This is a genomic window from Halalkalicoccus jeotgali B3, from assembly GCF_000196895.1.
Taxonomy (GTDB): Archaea; Halobacteriota; Halobacteria; order Halobacteriales; family Halalkalicoccaceae; genus Halalkalicoccus; species Halalkalicoccus jeotgali.
The window spans coordinates 1695859-1712702 of sequence record NC_014297.1; the positions used below are offsets into that span (position 1 = coordinate 1695859).

The following is a 16844-nucleotide window of genomic DNA, read 5'->3' on the forward strand; positions in this document are numbered from 1 at the left end:
CCGTGGCCCAACGCCCAGACATGAACGCCGAGGACACTGTCGAGGCGTACTACGACGCGCTGCGTTCGGGCGACGCGCTCGTTCCGTTCTTCGCCGAGGGCGAGACCGTCGTAAAAGTCGGGATCTCCGAGCGACTCGTCGGTTCCGAACGGGTAGCAGAAGGCCTACGCGAGCAGACCCGGACCACGAGCGACTGGGTCGTCGAGAGTCGCGACCTCCACGTTGACGGGCGCGAATCGGTCGCGTGGTTCGCTGACACGGTCCGGATGTCGTGGACGACCGACGGGGGTGAGCGCCACGACTTCGAGACGCGCTGGAGCGGCACCCTCGAATACAGAGATGAGGACTGGCGGTTCGTCGGGATGCACGTCAGCGCGCCCCGGGAGTTCTGATGGTCGGGCCGATGACCGACGACGAGCGCCGCGCCGGCTCCCAGCGGCTGTACGCCGGGTTCGTCGTCCTCGTCGGGGCGTCGGCGGGCGTCATGGCGCTGTCGGGCGGGGCGACGCTCGTACAGGCCACACTCGTCGCGGGCGCGGGGGTCCTCCTCGGCGGGGCGTTGTTGTGGTGGCTCTTCCGGATCGTTTAGCCGACCCGCGCGAGCCACTTCTCGGGCGCGTCGAGTTCCTCGCCCGACGGAAGCGTCTCGGGAGAGTCCCAGACGACGCTGGCGCCCTCGATCCCGCGGGCGTCGGCGACGGTCTCGAAGAAGGCCTTCCCGCGTTCGTACTGACGACGTTTGAGCCCGAGCCCGAGCAGCCGACGCATCAACTGGGCGAGCGGACCGCCGCCGCGACGGCGTGCCTCGACTTTCTCGCGCAGGTCCGCGTATTCGTCGTCGAACGCCCGGTCCATGATCAGTTCCGCGTAGCCCTCGACGGCGGTCATCGCCGCGTCGAGCTCTCGGAAGGCCTCACGGTCGAACCGGCCGCTCGCGAGCCCGGCGATCCCGCGTTCCATCTCCCCTTCGAGATGTCCCGAAAGCCACGGTGCAGCCCCGAACTCGGCGGCGTGGGCGACCTCGTGGAAGGCGATCCACCGCCTGAAGCGCTCCTCCTCGACCTCGAGTTCCGTCGCAACCCGCCGGATGTTCGGGTGGACGAAGTACAGCGCGTGCTCGGCGTCGCCTTCGGCCAGCAGGAGGGGGTCGTACTGGCCGAGCACGTTCTTGCCGAGAAACGACAGCATGAGCGTCGTCGATCCGGTGTTCAACACCCGCGAGGCGTCCGGAAAGAAGACGTCGGTGTGGGTTTCGATCGGTGCCATCACCCGGCGGAACGTCTCGACGTTGGCGTCGATCCAGTGATGGCGGTTCTGGATCTCGATGGTATCGGGCAGGTCGAACGAGACCGCCGCGAGCTCGCGGATCGAGCGTCGGGCGGCCGTGACGTCCCCGCGATAGCCGTCGATCTCGTGCTGGGTGAGATCGACCGATCCGGGCGAGGTGACGTCCTTGGCGGCCGCGCCGACCGCGCCCCAGTCGACGGGCCCCTCGCCCGAGGCCTGCGAAATAGTGCGGAGACTACGAAGCGGATTCACACGACCGCGTAGGGGCCGCGCGGACAAAATGCTTCGGGACTAGTTCTCGTACTCCGAGAGCTCGACTTCCTCGTAGGCCTCTCCATCTTCCGGGGCGACGAACTTCTTTGCGACCGCCGCGACGACGAGCAGGAACAACAGCCCGATGAGGAGCCCGAGACCGCCACCGGATTCGTCCTCGACCGCGTCGGGATCTTCGACCTCGACTTCGGTCTCCTCCGTTTCCGGCGCCGGCTCTCCGTCGGCTTCCTCGCTCTCGGTCGACGTCCGCGAGAACAGCCCCGAACTCGTCTCTTGGTCCTCGTCGATTCCCTCGCCGTCCTCGTCGTCCTCCGAGACCCCTTTTGAGCCGAACAGGCCGAGTTTCGAACCCTTGCCGTCGATTCCTTCGACCGCCTTGGCGAGTTCGTCCCCGAAGCGCGGGCTGGGGCTGAACTCGAAGTTCTCGACGTTGATCTCGAACAGCGTCGTCTTCTTCTCTCCCATGGTCCACAGTGCGCCGACGGGACACTTAGCCGTTTTGGACGGTCGCAACGTTGATGCGTGGGCACTCGACACCATCAGGTATGGACGACCGTCAGCGCGAGTTACTCGAAGACCTCCTCGCGACCCCCTCGCCATCCGGGTTCGAAACCGACGGCCAGCGCACCTGGATCGATGCCGTCAGTGAGGTCGCCGACGAGGTACGGACCGACGACTACGGTAACGCCGTCGCGACCATAGAGGGCGGTCCGACCGAGATCGCGGTCGTCGGCCACGCCGACCAGATCGGCTACATCGTCCGCCGGATCGACGACGACGGATTCCTCCACCTCGGGGCGATCGGCGGCGTCGATAAGACCGTCTCGCGGGGTCAGTACGTCACAGTCCACGCCGACTCGGGATCCATCCCGGGCGTGATCGGTCAGACCGCGATCCATCTGCGCGAGGGCGACGAGGAGTACGACGAGATCGCCGACCTGAAGGCCGACATCGGGGCCGAGGACGGCGAGTCTGCCCGCGAACTCGTTTCCGTAGGTGATCCCATCACCGTCGAGAGCCGACAACGGGATCTCCAGGGGAGCCGGCTGGCCGCGACCGGACTGGATAACCGCGTCGGGACGTGGACCGCCGCCGAAACCCTGCGGGCGGCCGCCGAGTCCGGGGTCGGCCCGACCGTCCACGCCGTGAGCACGGTCCAGGAGGAACTCGGGGTCCGGGGTGCGCGCATGGTCGGGTTCGACCTGGCGCCCGACGCCGCCATCGCGGTCGACGTGACCCACGCGAGCGACGGCGCGGACGCGCCCGCGAGCCGAGGGGGCGACCTCGATCTGGGCGCGGGCCCGGTGATCGGACGGGGGAGCGCGAACCACCCGGCGCTGGTCGACGCTCTGAGGGAGGCCGCAAGCGAGGCGGGGATCGGGGTACAGCTAGAGGCTCTCGGGACCGCGACCGGTACCGATGCCGACGCCTTTTACACCGCCCGCGGTGGGATCCCCTCACTCAACCTCGGAATCCCGAACCGGTACATGCACACGCCGGTCGAAGTCGTGGACACCGAGGACCTGCGCGGGTCGGTCGCCCTGCTCGTGGCGTTCCTCGAGAACGCGGCCGGGGACGAGCGCTTCGCCGTTGAACTCTAAATTCCGGTACGCTTAAGTGAGAATCGGGTGCGCGTAGGGGTATGAGTGGACGCCCGCTTGACGTACTCGAGGCCGCGATCGGCGACATCGTCACCGTCCAGCTGAAGGACGGAGAGGAGTTCGTCGGCACCCTGACGGGCTACGATCAGCACATGAACGTCGTCGTCGAGGACGATGACAACACAACGATTATACGCGGCGATAACGTCGTTTCGATAACTCCATGACCGGTGCAGGTACCCCGACGCAGGGTAAGAAGAACATCACCACGCACGTCAAGTGCCGACGCTGTGGTGAGAAGGCGTATCACTCGAAGAAGAAGGTCTGTGCCTCCTGTGGCTTCGGCAAGTCGAAGAAACGCCGCGGCTACGAGTGGCAGGGCAAGACCGGCGACAACTGATCCGCATCTCTCTTTCGACTTTTCACCCCCGTAGCCACGCGTCCCTCCAGCGGTACGGTTCGCGAAACCGTATGTATCCACGAATGTGTATATAAAACTGCAGTCGAGTCGGTACTGATCCAGCTACGTGGGATTTTTACTGCTGGGTGTGTATCCAACGGGTATGGACACGGGGCAGGCGGTCGACGGGCCGACCGAGAAATGCGGCGTCGTCGGCGTCTCCTTCCGGGACCGGGACGCCGCGCGGCCGCTGTATTACTCGCTGTACGCGCTGCAACACCGCGGCCAGGAGTCGGCTGGGATCGTCACCCACGACGGCTTCCAGCAACACAGCCACGTCGGCATGGGGCTCGTGGGCGATGCCTTCTCCGAGACGGACCTCGCCGAGCTCAACGGACAAACCGGGATCGGCCACGTCCGGTATCCCACTGCGGGCAGCGTCGATTCGTCCTGCGCCCAGCCCTTCTCGGTCTCCTTTAAGAGCGGGTCGCTCGGGCTCAGCCACAACGGTAATCTCGTCAACGCCGACGAGATCCGCGAGGAACTGGCCGGGATGGGTCACGCCTTCACGTCCGACGGTGACACCGAGGTGATCGCCCACGATCTGGCGACGAACCTGCTGAACGAGGATCTGGTGCGGGCGGTCAAACACACGATGAACCGGATCCACGGCTCCTATTCGCTCGCGATCTCCCACGACGACACCGTCCTGGGGCTTCGCGACCCCGAAGGTAATCGGCCGCTGTGTATCGGGAAACTCGACGAGGGTTACATGATCGCCTCCGAGTCGGCGGCGATCGATACGCTGGACGGTGAACTCGTCCGTGACGTCCGTCCCGGCGAGCTGGTCGTGCTCTCACCTGGCGGTTTCGACTCCTATCAGTTGGTCGAGCGCGAGCACACCGCCCACTGTTTCTTCGAACACGTCTACTTCGCGCGGCCCGACAGCGTGATCGACGACAACCTCGTCTACGAGGTGCGCCGCGAACTGGGGAGACAGCTCTGGGAGGAGAACGGGATCGACACCGACGTCGTAATGCCGGTGCCCGACTCCGGTCGAGCCTTCGCCTCGGGGTACGCTGAGGCCTCCGAGGGCGTGGAGTTCGCGGAGGGACTGATGAAGAACCGGTATGTCGGACGGACGTTCATCATGCCGACCCAAGACGAACGCGAGCGAGCGGTTCGGCTGAAGCTCAACCCGATCAGGTCGACCGTCGAGGGCAAGTCGGTCACGCTGATCGATGACAGCATCGTCCGGGGGACGACCTCGAACCAGCTGGTCTCCTTGCTCCGGGAGGCAGGGGCAACGGAGGTCCACATGCGGATCGGCGCGCCACCGATCACCGCCCCCTGTTATATGGGGATCAACATGGCGACCCGCGAAGAACTCATCGCTGCCGGCCAGTCGGTCGAGGACGTCCGAGAGGAGATCGGGGCCGACAGCCTCGCCTATCTCTCGATCGACGCGATCGCCGCCGCTCTCGGCGAGAAACACGACGACCTCTGTCTGGGCTGTGTGACGGGAAACTACCCCTACGAGATCGACGGAGAGGACACGGATCGCGAGGTCGAACGTCCACAGATCGACGATCGGGGTCTCCCGGCCGACGACTGATCGGCGTGATCAGTAGACGACGTGCAACAGGGTGTAGACGACGATGCCGAGGCTAAAGGAGACGAGCCACAGCGAGGCGGCGATCCGACCGACGGTCGGGTGGCGCGTGCGCCCGAGTTCGCCCACCGGATACGAAACTGCAAGGAGGAGGGCGTAGTAGACCAGCGGAATACAGACGACCGCCAACAGGATATGTATCCCCAAAAGCGGCAGGTAGACGAACTGATAGACCGTCTCGGGACCGGGAAACGGTTCGGGACCGCCTAAGAGGACCAGTCGGTAGAGGTACAGGGCGAGAAAGCCGGCGAACAGCCCGGTCGAGGCGACCATGGCCAGGCGATGGGTTCGGACCCGCCCGCGACGGATCCAGTACCACCCAAGCGAGATGGTCCCGATCGCGCTCAGGCTGATGAGGGCGTTCGCGTGGGGAATGGCGCGGACGACCCACTCGGGTGCGGCGGGAACGAGCGTCCGCGGGACGTACCCGAGGGCGGCGCTGAAAACGAGCGCGAGCGAGATCGCGGTCAACACGCCCGTCAGTGCGGGGACGTGCTCTCTGACCTGCTGTTGCATACTCCACCAATGGGTCGGCGCCTGTATAGCCGTTATCAACCCGCGTCCAAAACACATAATCAATCCGTTATGAAAAGGTTAATAGGATTTAAGCACCGTATTAGAAAGAGGACGCGGTACGGAGAACACATCGATATGAGAAAATCACTATCCCGACGGACCTTTATCGGCACTGTTGGCGCCTCCTCCATCGCGCTGGCCGGCTGTATGGGTGATGGAAACGACACTAACGGAAACGACAATGACGACAACAATTCCGGGAACGGCTCCAACAACGACTCCGGGACCGGAAACGGAGACGACAACAACAACGATGACGGGCCGAGCGAGGCCGCCCAGGCCGCCCAAACGGAGTACGGCGAGGTCCTCGACGACTTCGAGTCCGTCAACTGGTACGCCCTCCGGGACGAACAGGTCAACCCCGACGGACAGGCCGTCACCGGCAGCCAGTCGATGCTGGTCGAAACCGACAGCAACGTCTCGACTGTTGCGCTGGCCCCGTCCTCGCCGCTGGACCTCACCGATCAGTACCTCTCGGCGGCGGTGAAGGTCACCTCGCCCGTCGGCGGCCGGCTGTCGATGCACGTCCGTGCGCCCAACGGGGACAACTACGTCACCTCCGCGCGCACGCTGCCAAGCGGCGTCGACGAGTGGTTCCGGGTCGACTTCGGCTACACCGTCGGCTACGGCGGGCCCGACTTCTCGGAGGTCCAAGAGATCCGCCTTGAGATGGTCGCCCCCGATGGCGAGTCCATCGAGTACCGGGTCGACGACCTGCGGACGACGCCCGCACAGGACGAGAGCAACGTCATCCTCGCCTTCTACGGCGGGTTGGAGGAGCACTACGAGACGGTCTTCCCGATGCTCGAAGAACGTGGCTGGGTTGGGACGCTCGGCATCTCGCAGGACTACCTCAACACCTCGGGCCGGCTCAATATCGAGCAGCTCCGGGAGATGCGCGACGCGGGCTGGGACGTCTGTTCGTATCCCATGCACGCCGGCGACCTGACCCAGTACGGCGCCGAGGAGCAACGCCGGATCGTCGAGAACAACCGCGACTACCTCGCGAACCGCGGGTTCGAGGACGGCTCTCAGCACTTCTTCACACCGCGCAACCGGATGAACAACGACCTGCTGAACGTGCTGCGTGACACCCACGAGACCGCCTACGTCTTCGGCGGGTGTTCGAGCGGGATCCCGCCGACGGGCCGTCACACCATCTCGGCGATCAGCGGATCGAGCTACCAGAGCACCCGTAAGCCGATCCTGCGTGCCGACATCCACAATCAGGTGGTCGTTCCGTACTTCGAGCACATCGGCGAGGAGGGAATGAGCGTCGAGGAGTTCGAGATGCAACTCGACCGCATCGAGGACAACAGCTACGGCGCCGGTCTCGAGCCCATCACGCCGACCCAACTGCTCGAGAACTACTGATACTACTGACCTAACCGACCTCGCGCGACCGGTTTTCGGCGATCCGTTTCGGCGACAGTACCTGTCCTGAGAAGCGAGGACACAGCGGAACGCCGCCCGTCGAGGACGAGTTGCGCCGCTGATCGGTATCGCGTCGGAAGGATTGTGCGTGGGTGATGTCCGCGAAGGGACCGGTCGTGTGTCGACCGGCCGCCGAGCGGTGCCCGGCGGAATCACCTGCATCTTCGGTGGATGTGCCACCGCACGATGCGTGGGACCGGATTTGAACCGGCGGACCCCTACGGGACAGCGCCCTCAACGCTGCGCCGTTGGCCTGGCTTGGCTACCCACGCTCGTTGTGTCTTTGCACCCGTCTCTATTCCATCTCCCATAAAAGGGCTTTCGCTTCGCCGATCCCGTGGTTGGGCCTGTCACTGCCCGGGAGCGACAGTATATTCAAATGTTCGGGTTGCATAACGGTCTCATGGCAAAATACTCCACCGGCGGCTCCTCCGACGGGGGCGACGGCGGGTCCTGCGAACTCTGTGGGGAGTCGACGGGCTCGCTGAAGACGGCGACCATCGCCGGCGCGACCCTCCAGGTCTGTAGTGCGTGTGCGCCCCACGACGACGCCCCGAAGAAACGCGACGAGCGCTCGAAAGAACGCGACCGCAAACAGCGTGCGGCCCGAAAGATCGCCGAGATACAGGACTCACAGGGCGGCGATTCGAGTCGCTGGGAACGCGAAGGGACGAACTACGCCGACGACCCGCTTCCCTATCTCGTTTCGGGCTACGGCGACCGTCTCAAGGAGGCCAGACAGGACGCCGGACTCCAGGTCCACGAACTCGCCGAATCGCTCGACGTGCCCGAAGAACAGCTCATGGCAGTCGAACAGGGCCGGGCCGCCCGCGCGGGCGTCGGCGGCTCGTTGATCGCGGATCTCGAATCCGAACTCGACATCGAACTGGCCGAGTAGACTTTTAGCGCTCGGCGAACAGCCACCCGTATGAACGCTTCGGCAGCCGCCGAGCCGTACGTGACCGAGTTCGAGGCCCGTATCGACCGCGTCGACGGCCGCGAGGTCGTCCTGGACCGGACCTACTTCTACGCCGAGGGTGGTGGTCAGCCCGCGGACAGGGGCGAAATCGACGGGGTAGCGGTACGAGACGTCCAGACACGGGACGGAACGGTCGTCCACAGCCTCGCCGACGGAAGCGGAGTCGAAACCGGCCGGACCGTCGCCTGTGAGATCGATCCGGCGTTTCGGACCTACTGTATGCGGACTCACACCGCGAGTCACGTCCTCTACGGGGCCGGTCGCAGGCTGCTGGATGACCTGGGCTACGGCGGGTTCGACATCGACGAGCGAAAGGCCCGGATCGACTTCGAGACGAGTACGGATATCGACGACGACGTACTGATCGAACTCGAGGTGCTCGCGAACCGCACGGTCTGGGAAGGACGACCCGTCACTTGGGAGACCGTTCCGGTCGCGGACGCCCGTGCCCGCGAGGCGGTGGCGTTCAACACGCGGACCGAGGAGGGTGTCTTCGAGGAAGACAGGGGGGTCCGGATCGTGTCCATCGGCGCGGATCGAACCCCCACCTCTACCGCCGAATCGTGGGACGACGCCGCCTGCGGGGGCACGCACGTCTCGAACACCCGCGAGATCGGCCCGATAAGCGTGCTCGGCCGCTCAAACCCCGGCGAAGGGCTGACCCGGGTCGAACTGGCGGTCGGTCCCGCCGCCATCGAACATCGCACGGAAACCCGGCGGGCGGCCGAACGCGCCGCTCGCGAACTCGGGGTCGGCGTCCCGGACCTGCCGGCGGAGATCCGGCGCCGACGGGAACGGATCACGGAACTGGAGGACGAACGCGCCGCGTTGCTCGGGCGGATCGCGGACGCCCGGATCGACGCGCTGGGCGAGGACGTCCTCGAACGCGACGGCGAGCGCTGGCTCGTCGGGTCGGTTCCGCACGTCGACAGTGATACCCTTTTGGAGCGAGCGCGCGCCCTCGCCGGCGGGGACTGCGAGGTCGCCGCGCTCGTAAGTGACGAGCGCCCAACGACGGCCGTCGTCGCGAGCGCGAACGGGACGGACGCGGGTGCGGTGATCGACGCCCTGACGAGCGAGTTCGGCGGCGGGGGAGGCGGCGGCGAGGAGTTCGCTCAGGGCGGCGGGATCGCGGCCGAGCCCGCCGAGGTCGTGTCGTTCCTGCGTGACCCATAGAACGATCATCTTTTTTCGACCGCGATACAACGCGAGGCATGGAACTCACCGCGGAACAGCGCGCGATCCGGGACGTTGTCCGGGAAGTCGCCGTTGAGGAACTCCGGCCCCGCGCGGCCGAGGCCGACCGCACTCAGACGTTCCCCGAGGACGCTTGGGACGAGCTGGCGGACCTCGATCTGACGGGTCTCGCCGTCCCCGAGGCCTACGGCGGGTTCGACGCCGACCGGACGACCTACAGTCTCGTCAACGAGGAACTGGCCTACGGCCACCTCTCGGTCGCGACCGCGCTTTCGGTACACTGTCTCGCGACCGCCTGTATCGCCCGGTTCGGGACCGACGGTCTGAAGGAGCGCTGGCTTCCCGAGATGGTTTCGGGCCGGCCCGTCGGGGCGTTTGCCCTCTCGGAACCCGAGGCTGGATCGAATCCCGCGGAGATGTCGACCCGGGCCGAACGCGACGGCGAGGAGTACGTCATCGACGGGAAAAAGCAATGGATCACCAACGGCTCGCGGGCGGGCGTCGTGATCCTCTTTGCGAAGACCGGCGAGAACGAGATCACGCAGTTCCTCGTGCCCGCCGACAGCGACGGACTCGAGGTCGGCAAAAAGGAGGAGAAACTCGGGCTTCGCGCGAGCGACACGACCGCCCTGCTGTTCGACGGCGTGCGCGTTCCCGAGGAGAACCGTCTCACCGAGGAGGGACGCGGGCTGAGCGCCGCCCTCTCGATCCTGACCGGCGGGCGGATCGGGATCGCGAGCCAGTCGGTGGGCCTCGCACAGGCCGCGATGGACGACGCGCTCGCCTACGCCACCGAACGCGAGCAGTTCGGCGGCCCCATCTCGGAGATCCAGACGATCCGGCACAAACTCGCCGACATGGAGACGAAGCTACGAGCCGCCCGGCTGTTGACCCGCGAGGCCGCCCGCAGGGAGGATGCGGGCGAGGACCCCCGTCTGGACGCAAGCATCGCCAAATACTTCGCGAGCGAGGCCGCGATGGAGATCACCAACGAGGCCGTCCAGATCCACGGCGGGGCGGGTTACACGACCGACTTCGACGTTGAGCGTTACTACCGGGACGCGCGGATCACGACCATCTACGAGGGGACGAGCCAGATCCAAAAGAACGTGATCGCCCGCGAACTGCTGGGGTGACTCCCGAACGGTTCAGACGTACGCGCGGACGTCCCGCGTAATCTGATCGACGTCGTACGTGTCCTCGCTCTTCTCGAAGACGATCTCGCCGTCGACCCGGACCTCGAAGATGCCGTGATCGCCCGATACGAGGACGAGTTCGTCGATCTCCTCGCCGAAGTTCGTGAGCAGGGCGTGCTGGACGGCTTCGGCGCGTTCGAGGAAGCCACACGGGACGCAGTACTCGATCTCGACGGTGGTCATGCACGACGATACGGTCGGACTCGGGATAAAAACCCGCCTCGCTCACCGCGAGATCGGGTACTCCTCTCGGATGCCGGTGTCGCGATCGTCGTCGACTCGCTCGCCACGGGGCGTGGCTCACTCGAACTCCGAGAGCGACGCCTGTCCCCGGCGAGCGGCCGAGTCGACGGGGTCCGAGTCGTCCTCACCGGATCCGCCCGCTACACCGTCTCCCCCGACCCAGCCGTCGAGACTCGACTGTGCGGCCGCGCCGAACTCCAGATTCGAGACGCGCACGCCGATCTTTCGGATCCGCTCGCCCTCGAACTCGGAGAGGAGGTCCCGCACGATCCGATCGACCAGATCGGGGTCGTCGACGGGACCGGAAAGCGAGCGCGCCCGCGTGTTCACGTCGAAGGGCGGTGTGACGACCTTGATTCCGACGGTGCGATAGAGCGCGTCCTTCCGGGTGGCACGCTCCGTAACCGCCGCAGCGAGCGCCAGCGCGCGCTCCTCGATGGCCTCGTAGTCGGCCGTCGGTTCGACGAACGCCGATTCACGCGAGAGGCTCTTGGGGCGTCCCTTCGGGGTCACCTCGCGGTCGTCCTCGCCGCGGGCCCGATCGTAGAGGTCCCCGCCGCGCTCGCCGAACGCCGAGAGGAGCGCGTGGCGATCCGCGCCTGCCAGCTCCCCCGCCGTCCCGATCCCGCGCTCGCGGAGGGTCCGTGCGGTGACGGGCCCGACGCCGTGGAGCTCTTCGACCGGAACGGGCGCGAGAAAGTCGCGTACCTCCCCGGGCTGGACGACCACGAGTCCGTCCGGTTTCTCTGCGTCGCTCGCGATCTTTGCGGTGCTCATGTTCGGGGCGATCCCGACGCTTGCGACCACGCCGATCTCCTGTTCGATCCGGTCTTTGATCCGCCGGGCGAACGCCTCCGCGTCGTCCCACGTCGTCCGTTCGGTGACGTCGAGGTACGCCTCATCGATGCTCACCTCGCGGACGACTTCGGCGTTTTCGTGGAGTATCCCCCGGACCTCCTCGCTCACCGACTCGTAGAACGGGATGTCGACGGGGCGGTAGAAGCCCGAGCGTTCGATATCGAGGTGCGCGTCGGTCGCGGCCGCCCGCTTTCGCGGAAGGTGTTCGAGGGCCGCCGAGATCGCCTGTGCGCTCTCGACGCCGAAGGCGCGGGCCTCGTAGCTCGCGGTCGCGACTGCGCCGTTGTCGGTGCCGGGTTCGTATCCCATCCCAACGACGAGGGGCTCGCCCTCGAGAGCGGGTTCGCGAAGGCGCTCACAGGCGGCGTAAAAGCAGTCCATGTCGGCGTGGGCGACGATCCGTGCCTCCGATTCGGTACCCGGCAGCCGCGCTCCCATCGTCGACTATGCGTGGCGGCCGGTGTTAAGCGCCGCGGCTACGGGACCGACACCGACCGTCGAGGTTCGCAACGACACCTGGTATCGATTTGCATAGGCTCACGCCGGCGGACGACGATACCGCCAGCCGCTCGCTGCGACACTGATTATTACCAACGCGAAGAAGGCGACGGCGAGCCACCGTCCCGTTTGCGTCCCGACGAAGTCGGCGAGCGCTCCCAGCAGGTCGAGACCGAACGCCTGCCCGAGCGCAAACAACAACAGGACGGTTCCCAGGACGACCAATCCCGTTCTGACGATCCCACGGGCCAGAAACGCGGTCGTCCGTTCTTTGGTCGGCCTCTCGTGGGCACTCTCCGAACGCGTCTCTCGTTCTGCCATGACCATTCATACCAGCTATCTGATTAATACTATGGGGGCGCTAATCGGGACGGTCGTGGTCAGCGACCAGTTCGAGATGGGGTTCGAGCGCCTCGATCGCAGGGCAACCCGTGACGTGGGTCTCCCCGACCGAGATCAGGCCCGCGTCCTCGAGTTTCGGGAGGTGTGAATGGTGCATCGAGATCTCGATGCGATCCGCGTCAGCGTCGGGTTCGTGATGGGCGATCCGCTTGACGAGCGCCGAGAGGGGTACCGAACCGTCGCGTTCGTATATATATCGTAGCACGTGCTGACGACGGGAATCACGCAGTACGTCGAAGGCCGTTTCGGGGGTGATCGTCGGGGTCGGGTCCTCCGGTTCATGGACGGAATCGAAGAGTGGTTCGAGCGTCCGGACGATCCGGTCGTCGGTGGCCGACGGATCGAGCGAGAACTGCGAGATCGCGTCGATCCCTGCGAGTCGTCGGGTCAGGACGTGCAGGAACCGGAACGCCGCTCGAGACCCGACGCGGTCGATCAGACACTCCAGCGAGTGAAAACAGACGAGCGTCGTCCCCTCGGTCCAGTCGTCGAGAAACAGGCTGATCGTCGTCCCTAGTTCCGCTAGATCCGTCGGGTTCCGGACGGCAGCCGTGATGTCACACCCCGATCGGGAGATGGGCGCGGCGCCGCTCGAACTGTCGCTCCCGGTGCCGACCGAGATCGCCCCGAAGGCGGCGGGTCTCTCCTCGATCCGGTCGTGCCACGTCTTCTTGAGACTCCGGTGATCCCACCCGTAGGCAACGACCAGTACGTTCCACTCCTCCGTGAATTCGCCCTGCACGAGGACTCGCTCGATGTCCTCGACCGGGCTCGTCTTCGGGGCGAGAACCAGGTCGTTTCGGGCTTCGTGCGTAGTCATCTGTGACATGGTAAGTACATCCTAATTACATATCTATTTGACTTGATGTATTATAAACATACTGTGCGACGACGGCCCACGACAGAGCGGTCGCCGCCCGTTCGGAGGCTACGGGTACGATCGCCCGCAGATGACGGGCGAACACTAAAACATATCACCGTCGTGAGTGTAGGTAGCTAAACGAGATGTCGGCTGACACCACCGGAGGTCACCCCCCCGCAGCCCTCCGAACGGAGTGGATCATCGAGTTACAGCAGTCGTACTTCTCGGCGACGGGCGTGCAACTCCTCGCAACGGTGGTGATCGGTGTGCTAGTCATCCTCGCAATGAAGTTCGGCCGTCGCCTGGAAACCCTCGTCGATCACCGCTACGGCCGTAACGTCGGGGAAGCCAGTCGGGTCATCTGGCTGCTGGCGGTCGTCGCCACCGGTGTCTACTCGCTGAGCATCGTCTGGCACGTCACCTACTTCATCGATATCGTCTTCAGAACGCTCGCGATCGATCGTTGGACGGCGGTCCAGCAGTTCATGACGATCGCGATCGTGCTGGTCGCGTACCTGCTGATTCGCTTTGCCAACCGGTCGATCGACCAACTCCAGCGGACCTCGTCGCTGACCAAACACCAGAGTGAAGTCGCCTACCACGTCTCGGACATCGGAATCGCGCTGGGGACGATGACGCTCGTGCTCACGCTGTGGGGGGTCGACCTGACCAACATCTTCATCGGCGCGGGCGCGATCACCGCGATCGTCGGACTGGCCGCACGCGAGACGCTCGCGGCGGTGCTTGCGGGGTTCATCCTGCTGTTTTCCCGCCCCTTCCGTGTCGGCGACTGGATCGAAGTCAAGGACCACTCGGGGATCGTCAAGGACGTGACGATCTTCAACACGAAGATCCAGACCTTCAGCGACGAACACGTGCTGGTGCCAAACGACATCATCACCGAGAGCGACCTCACGAACCTCTCGCGAAACGACCAGCTCCGCGTCGAAGTCGAGGTCGGAATCGACTACGAAACCGACGTTCACTACGCCCGCGAGGTCGTCGTCGAGGCCGTCGAGGATCTGGACTCGATCCGCTCCTCGCCCGACCCACACGTGATCGCGAAGCGCTTTGCCGACTCCTCGATCCTGCTCGAGGTGCGTGTGTGGATCGGCGAGCCCACGATGCGCCGGCGCTGGAACGCGAGGACGGACGCGATCGAGGCGATCAAGGACGCGTTCGACCGCGAGGGGATCACCATCCCGTACCCACAGCGCGTGCAGTCCGCACGTGGTGACGGGTTCGATGTCGGCGTCCCGTCGACGGACGAGACGACCGCCGTCTCGGTCGGGAACGAGTAATACCACGCGGTTATATACTCGCGGGTAAAAGCGGAGACGATGATGGAGACGGGACGAGAGTCCGGGAAACGACTGGGACCGACCTGGCTCGCGGGGGCGATCGCGGCGGGGCCGGCGACGATGGCGAGTTTGTTGAGTGCAGGTGCGGGCTACGGCTATGCGCTTTTGTGGGTCGTGATCCTCTCTGCGCTTTTGGGTGCACTCGGGCAGTATCTGGCCGCCCGCCTCGCGCTCTTTACCGAACGGGGGATCGTCTCGACCGTCGAATCCCACCTCGGGGCGGGGTGGGCGTGGGTGCTCGTGATCGACGTGGTGCTCGCCGCCGGCCTCGCGCAGTTGGTGATCATGAAGACCGTCGCCGACGTGAGCAGCGTTCTCACCGGCGTCGACGCCCGGGTCTGGGGCGTCCTCTGGGCACTCGTCCTCGCGATCGGGCTGGCCGGCGGCGGCTACCGTATCGCCGAGGTCGGCGCGAAACTCCTCGTCTCGCTCGTGGTGGTGCTGTTCGTCGCGACGGCGATCGTCGTCCCGATCGACCCCGGAGCCGCCGCGGGCGGGCTGGTACCGCGGATTCCAGCGGGCCTCTCGGGCGCGCTCGTCGCCGCGGGTGTGCTGGGCGGCGCCGTCCACGTCACCTTACTCGTGATGCAGAGCTACACCATGCGTGCACGTGGTTGGACGCGCGCGGACGGCGCGCTCGCCCGCTTCGACATCGGATCGTCGATGCTGCTCGCCTTCGGCGGGTACAGCCTCGCCATCTTCCTCGTCGCGGCGAGCGTCCTCCATACCCCCGGGATCGACGCCGCCACGATCACCGCGATCGGGGCGGGACAAGCGCTCGAACCCGCCGTGGGCACGGCTGCCACGTGGCTCTTCTTGCTCGGGCTGCTTGGTGCTGCGGTCTCCACGCTCGGGGGCAATACCGTCGTCCCGCCGTACGCGCTCGCCGACAAACTGGGGTGGGGTCAGTCGGTCGCTGACCCGCGATACCGTGCGCTCGTGGTCTGTGTCGCGCTCGCCTCCGCGCTCGGGGCCTTTCTGGAAGGGTCGTTTTTCTCGCTTCTGGTACTCGTCCTCGCGTTCGGGCTGGTCGGTACGCCCTTCGCGATCGTCGTGATCCTCCTGTTGCTCAACGACTCCGGCGTGGTCGAGGAGCCCCTTTCGTTGCCCGCGAACCTCGGCGGGCTCGTGTTGCTCGGTGTGGCGCTCGTCACCGCCGGCACGTTCGTCCGCGAGCAGGCCGCCGCGATCGCCGATCCGCTCTCGGCGTTCGTCGTCGTCTTCGCCGCCGGGATCGGCCTCGCAACCGCACTCTTGCTCGTGCGGTTCGTCCGCACCGCGCAGCGATCCACTGCCGTCGAGGCATGACGCTCCCGACGAGCGGACGGATTCTGCTGACCGGCCCCTCGAACGTCGGCAAGACCCGCCAGACCGCGCGGGCGCTCGCCGCGTGGGTCGAAGAACACGGGGCCGAGGGCGTCGCGATCCTCGAGTTCGCCCCCCAACTCGAACGCGAGGGGGTCCTGCTTGGCGGTCGACTCGACCGTTTCATCCACCTCCCTGAGCGGGCGTGGACCGGAATCCTCGACGCGCGTGCCCCGCGCGCCGAGGGCGATACGGAGGCGAAAGCGCTGGCGCTCGCCCGGGCGAACGCCCGCGAGGGGATACAACTTATCGAATCGATGCCGCCCTCCCGAGCCGTCTTCGTCAACGACGCGACGATCCCCTTCCAGCACGCTGGCGACGTCGAAGCCTTGCTCGTCGCCTGCGAGGGCGCCGAGTTCGTCGTGATGAACGCCTTCGCGGGCGAGGAGCTGGGGACCGACGACTTGATCTCGCGTCGCGAGCGGGAGGCGAGGAGGCGATTGGCCGACTGGGCCGACACGCACGAGGAGCTACGATGACCGTCTCAGGCTGCGATACGAGTGGCGGTGGGTTAGGACTCGCAGACGTGACATGATCCACTCCGTTTCCGACTAGATCCGAAACCCGTCGGAGCGTGTCGATCGCTCGGGCCTCGATATAGCCGCCTGCTATAGCTTCTGGTTTCGAACTCAGTTGAGGT

The 16844-nt window shown here is 65.7% G+C and carries 20 protein-coding genes and 1 tRNA gene; 13 read left to right on the forward strand and 8 right to left on the reverse strand.

Features of this window, described 5'->3' with window-relative positions; translation table 11 throughout:
* Positions 1–20: 20 nt before the first annotated feature.
* The gene (locus HACJB3_RS08855) at positions 21–392 is read left to right on the forward strand and encodes a nuclear transport factor 2 family protein (protein WP_008417321.1); all 372 of its coding nucleotides are present in this window, start codon (positions 21–23) and stop codon (positions 390–392) included.
* Positions 392–589, forward strand: coding sequence for a hypothetical protein (locus HACJB3_RS08860; protein WP_008417320.1), 198 nt, complete (start codon positions 392–394; stop codon positions 587–589). Before HACJB3_RS08855 ends, HACJB3_RS08860 begins: the two co-directional genes overlap by 1 nt.
* Here the strand turns inward: HACJB3_RS08860 and HACJB3_RS08865 are convergent.
* Both HACJB3_RS08865 and HACJB3_RS08870 read right to left on the reverse strand, forming a co-directional pair.
* Positions 586–1539, reverse strand: a complete 954-nt coding sequence (locus tag HACJB3_RS08865) for a zinc-dependent metalloprotease (protein WP_008417319.1) — start codon at positions 1537–1539, stop codon at positions 586–588. The genes HACJB3_RS08860 and HACJB3_RS08865 overlap by 4 nt on opposite strands.
* 39 nt (positions 1540–1578) lie before the next feature.
* Positions 1579–2025, reverse strand: coding sequence for a hypothetical protein (locus HACJB3_RS08870; RefSeq protein ID WP_008417318.1), 447 nt, complete (start codon positions 2023–2025; stop codon positions 1579–1581).
* 80 nt (positions 2026–2105) lie between these two features.
* On the opposite strand from HACJB3_RS08870, the gene HACJB3_RS08875 reads away from it, so the two are divergent.
* The 4 genes from HACJB3_RS08875 to purF all read left to right on the forward strand — a co-directional run bounded on the left by HACJB3_RS08875 (position 2106) and on the right by purF (position 5176).
* Complete coding sequence (locus HACJB3_RS08875; RefSeq protein WP_008417317.1) at positions 2106–3161, forward strand: M20/M25/M40 family metallo-hydrolase; 1056 nt, start codon at positions 2106–2108, stop codon at positions 3159–3161.
* Positions 3162–3202: 41 nt separating this feature from the next.
* Positions 3203–3388: an LSM domain-containing protein gene (locus HACJB3_RS08880; RefSeq protein ID WP_008417316.1), complete on the forward strand. Its 186-nt coding sequence runs from the start codon at positions 3203–3205 to the stop codon at positions 3386–3388.
* Positions 3385–3561: a 50S ribosomal protein L37e gene (locus HACJB3_RS08885; protein ID WP_008417315.1), complete on the forward strand. Its 177-nt coding sequence runs from the start codon at positions 3385–3387 to the stop codon at positions 3559–3561. Before HACJB3_RS08880 ends, HACJB3_RS08885 begins: the two co-directional genes overlap by 4 nt.
* A 163-nt stretch (positions 3562–3724) precedes the next feature.
* Positions 3725–5176, forward strand: coding sequence for an amidophosphoribosyltransferase (gene purF, locus HACJB3_RS08890; RefSeq protein ID WP_008417314.1), 1452 nt, complete (start codon positions 3725–3727; stop codon positions 5174–5176).
* A 9-nt stretch (positions 5177–5185) separates the two neighbouring features.
* Here purF and HACJB3_RS08895 read toward each other — a convergent pair whose 3' ends face one another.
* Positions 5186–5749, reverse strand: a complete 564-nt coding sequence (locus HACJB3_RS08895) for a DUF420 domain-containing protein (protein ID WP_008417313.1) — start codon at positions 5747–5749, stop codon at positions 5186–5188.
* A 135-nt stretch (positions 5750–5884) separates the two neighbouring features.
* Here HACJB3_RS08895 and HACJB3_RS08900 point away from each other — a divergent pair, with 135 nt between their 5' ends.
* Complete coding sequence (locus HACJB3_RS08900) at positions 5885–7183, forward strand: polysaccharide deacetylase family protein (protein ID WP_238532745.1); 1299 nt, start codon at positions 5885–5887, stop codon at positions 7181–7183.
* 247 nt (positions 7184–7430) lie between these two features.
* Here HACJB3_RS08900 and HACJB3_RS08905 read toward each other — a convergent pair.
* Positions 7431–7515: transfer RNA gene (locus tag HACJB3_RS08905), tRNA-Leu, on the reverse strand.
* Positions 7516–7646: 131 nt separating this feature from the next.
* On the opposite strand from HACJB3_RS08905, the gene HACJB3_RS08910 reads away from it, so the two are divergent.
* Genes HACJB3_RS08910 through HACJB3_RS08920 form a run of 3 tightly spaced genes read left to right on the forward strand, consistent with a single transcriptional unit; the run spans position 7647 to position 10555 of the window.
* A complete protein-coding gene (locus tag HACJB3_RS08910) occupies positions 7647–8141 on the forward strand; it encodes a helix-turn-helix domain-containing protein (protein WP_008417311.1) in 495 nt (164 codons plus the stop codon).
* A 30-nt stretch (positions 8142–8171) separates the two neighbouring features.
* Complete coding sequence (locus HACJB3_RS08915; RefSeq protein ID WP_008417310.1) at positions 8172–9398, forward strand: alanyl-tRNA editing protein; 1227 nt, start codon at positions 8172–8174, stop codon at positions 9396–9398.
* A 38-nt stretch (positions 9399–9436) separates the two neighbouring features.
* Positions 9437–10555: an acyl-CoA dehydrogenase family protein gene (locus HACJB3_RS08920; protein WP_008417309.1), complete on the forward strand. Its 1119-nt coding sequence runs from the start codon at positions 9437–9439 to the stop codon at positions 10553–10555.
* 12 nt (positions 10556–10567) lie between these two features.
* Here the strand turns inward: HACJB3_RS08920 and HACJB3_RS08925 are convergent, their stop codons facing one another.
* The 4 genes from HACJB3_RS08925 to HACJB3_RS08940 all read right to left on the reverse strand — a co-directional run bounded on the left by HACJB3_RS08925 (position 10568) and on the right by HACJB3_RS08940 (position 13436).
* Entirely contained in the window at positions 10568–10798 is a 231-nt protein-coding gene (locus HACJB3_RS08925) for a SelT/SelW/SelH family protein (RefSeq protein WP_008417308.1), read from the reverse strand.
* Positions 10799–10915: 117 nt separating this feature from the next.
* Positions 10916–12154: a DNA polymerase IV gene (gene dinB / locus HACJB3_RS08930; RefSeq protein ID WP_008417307.1), complete on the reverse strand. Its 1239-nt coding sequence runs from the start codon at positions 12152–12154 to the stop codon at positions 10916–10918.
* 99 nt (positions 12155–12253) lie between these two features.
* Positions 12254–12535, reverse strand: coding sequence for a hypothetical protein (locus HACJB3_RS08935; protein ID WP_238532746.1), 282 nt, complete (start codon positions 12533–12535; stop codon positions 12254–12256).
* A 40-nt stretch (positions 12536–12575) separates the two neighbouring features.
* The gene (locus HACJB3_RS08940; RefSeq protein WP_008417305.1) at positions 12576–13436 is read right to left on the reverse strand and encodes a DUF7504 family protein; all 861 of its coding nucleotides are present in this window, start codon (positions 13434–13436) and stop codon (positions 12576–12578) included.
* 185 nt (positions 13437–13621) lie between these two features.
* On the opposite strand from HACJB3_RS08940, the gene HACJB3_RS08945 reads away from it, so the two are divergent.
* Genes HACJB3_RS08945 through HACJB3_RS08955 form a run of 3 tightly spaced genes read left to right on the forward strand, consistent with a single transcriptional unit; the run spans position 13622 to position 16683 of the window.
* Positions 13622–14779, forward strand: a complete 1158-nt coding sequence (locus HACJB3_RS08945; protein ID WP_008417304.1) for a mechanosensitive ion channel family protein — start codon at positions 13622–13624, stop codon at positions 14777–14779.
* A gap of 42 nt (positions 14780–14821) precedes the next feature.
* On the forward strand, positions 14822–16147 hold the full coding sequence (locus HACJB3_RS08950) for an NRAMP family divalent metal transporter (protein ID WP_008417303.1): 1326 nt from the start codon (positions 14822–14824) through the stop codon (positions 16145–16147).
* Positions 16144–16683, forward strand: a complete 540-nt coding sequence (locus HACJB3_RS08955) for a hypothetical protein (protein ID WP_008417302.1) — start codon at positions 16144–16146, stop codon at positions 16681–16683. The genes HACJB3_RS08950 and HACJB3_RS08955 overlap by 4 nt, the downstream gene beginning before the upstream one ends.
* The last annotated feature ends 161 nt before the right edge of the window (positions 16684–16844 follow it).

What these genes read in the sequence shown, in the direction of transcription:
- HACJB3_RS08935 (WP_238532746.1), bottom strand. Translation starts at nt 12,535, where the DNA reads ATGGCAGAACGAGAGACGCGTTCGGAGAGTGCCCACGAGAGGCCGACC.
- HACJB3_RS08950 (WP_008417303.1), top strand. Translation starts at nt 14,822, where the DNA reads ATGGAGACGGGACGAGAGTCCGGGAAACGACTGGGACCGACCTGGCTC.
- HACJB3_RS08885 (WP_008417315.1), top strand. Translation starts at nt 3,385, where the DNA reads ATGACCGGTGCAGGTACCCCGACGCAGGGTAAGAAGAACATCACCACG.
- HACJB3_RS08855 (WP_008417321.1), top strand. Translation starts at nt 21, where the DNA reads ATGAACGCCGAGGACACTGTCGAGGCGTACTACGACGCGCTGCGTTCG.
- HACJB3_RS08955 (WP_008417302.1), top strand. Translation starts at nt 16,144, where the DNA reads ATGACGCTCCCGACGAGCGGACGGATTCTGCTGACCGGCCCCTCGAAC.
- HACJB3_RS08900 (WP_238532745.1), top strand. Translation starts at nt 5,885, where the DNA reads ATGAGAAAATCACTATCCCGACGGACCTTTATCGGCACTGTTGGCGCC.
- HACJB3_RS08920 (WP_008417309.1), top strand. Translation starts at nt 9,437, where the DNA reads ATGGAACTCACCGCGGAACAGCGCGCGATCCGGGACGTTGTCCGGGAA.
- HACJB3_RS08870 (WP_008417318.1), bottom strand. Translation starts at nt 2,025, where the DNA reads ATGGGAGAGAAGAAGACGACGCTGTTCGAGATCAACGTCGAGAACTTC.
- HACJB3_RS08880 (WP_008417316.1), top strand. Translation starts at nt 3,203, where the DNA reads ATGAGTGGACGCCCGCTTGACGTACTCGAGGCCGCGATCGGCGACATC.
- HACJB3_RS08915 (WP_008417310.1), top strand. Translation starts at nt 8,172, where the DNA reads ATGAACGCTTCGGCAGCCGCCGAGCCGTACGTGACCGAGTTCGAGGCC.
- HACJB3_RS08910 (WP_008417311.1), top strand. Translation starts at nt 7,647, where the DNA reads ATGGCAAAATACTCCACCGGCGGCTCCTCCGACGGGGGCGACGGCGGG.
- HACJB3_RS08925 (WP_008417308.1), bottom strand. Translation starts at nt 10,798, where the DNA reads ATGACCACCGTCGAGATCGAGTACTGCGTCCCGTGTGGCTTCCTCGAA.
- HACJB3_RS08895 (WP_008417313.1), bottom strand. Translation starts at nt 5,749, where the DNA reads ATGCAACAGCAGGTCAGAGAGCACGTCCCCGCACTGACGGGCGTGTTG.
- HACJB3_RS08945 (WP_008417304.1), top strand. Translation starts at nt 13,622, where the DNA reads ATGTCGGCTGACACCACCGGAGGTCACCCCCCCGCAGCCCTCCGAACG.
- HACJB3_RS08875 (WP_008417317.1), top strand. Translation starts at nt 2,106, where the DNA reads ATGGACGACCGTCAGCGCGAGTTACTCGAAGACCTCCTCGCGACCCCC.
- HACJB3_RS08860 (WP_008417320.1), top strand. Translation starts at nt 392, where the DNA reads ATGGTCGGGCCGATGACCGACGACGAGCGCCGCGCCGGCTCCCAGCGG.
- purF (WP_008417314.1), top strand. Translation starts at nt 3,725, where the DNA reads ATGGACACGGGGCAGGCGGTCGACGGGCCGACCGAGAAATGCGGCGTC.
- HACJB3_RS08940 (WP_008417305.1), bottom strand. Translation starts at nt 13,436, where the DNA reads ATGACTACGCACGAAGCCCGAAACGACCTGGTTCTCGCCCCGAAGACG.
- dinB (WP_008417307.1), bottom strand. Translation starts at nt 12,154, where the DNA reads ATGGGAGCGCGGCTGCCGGGTACCGAATCGGAGGCACGGATCGTCGCC.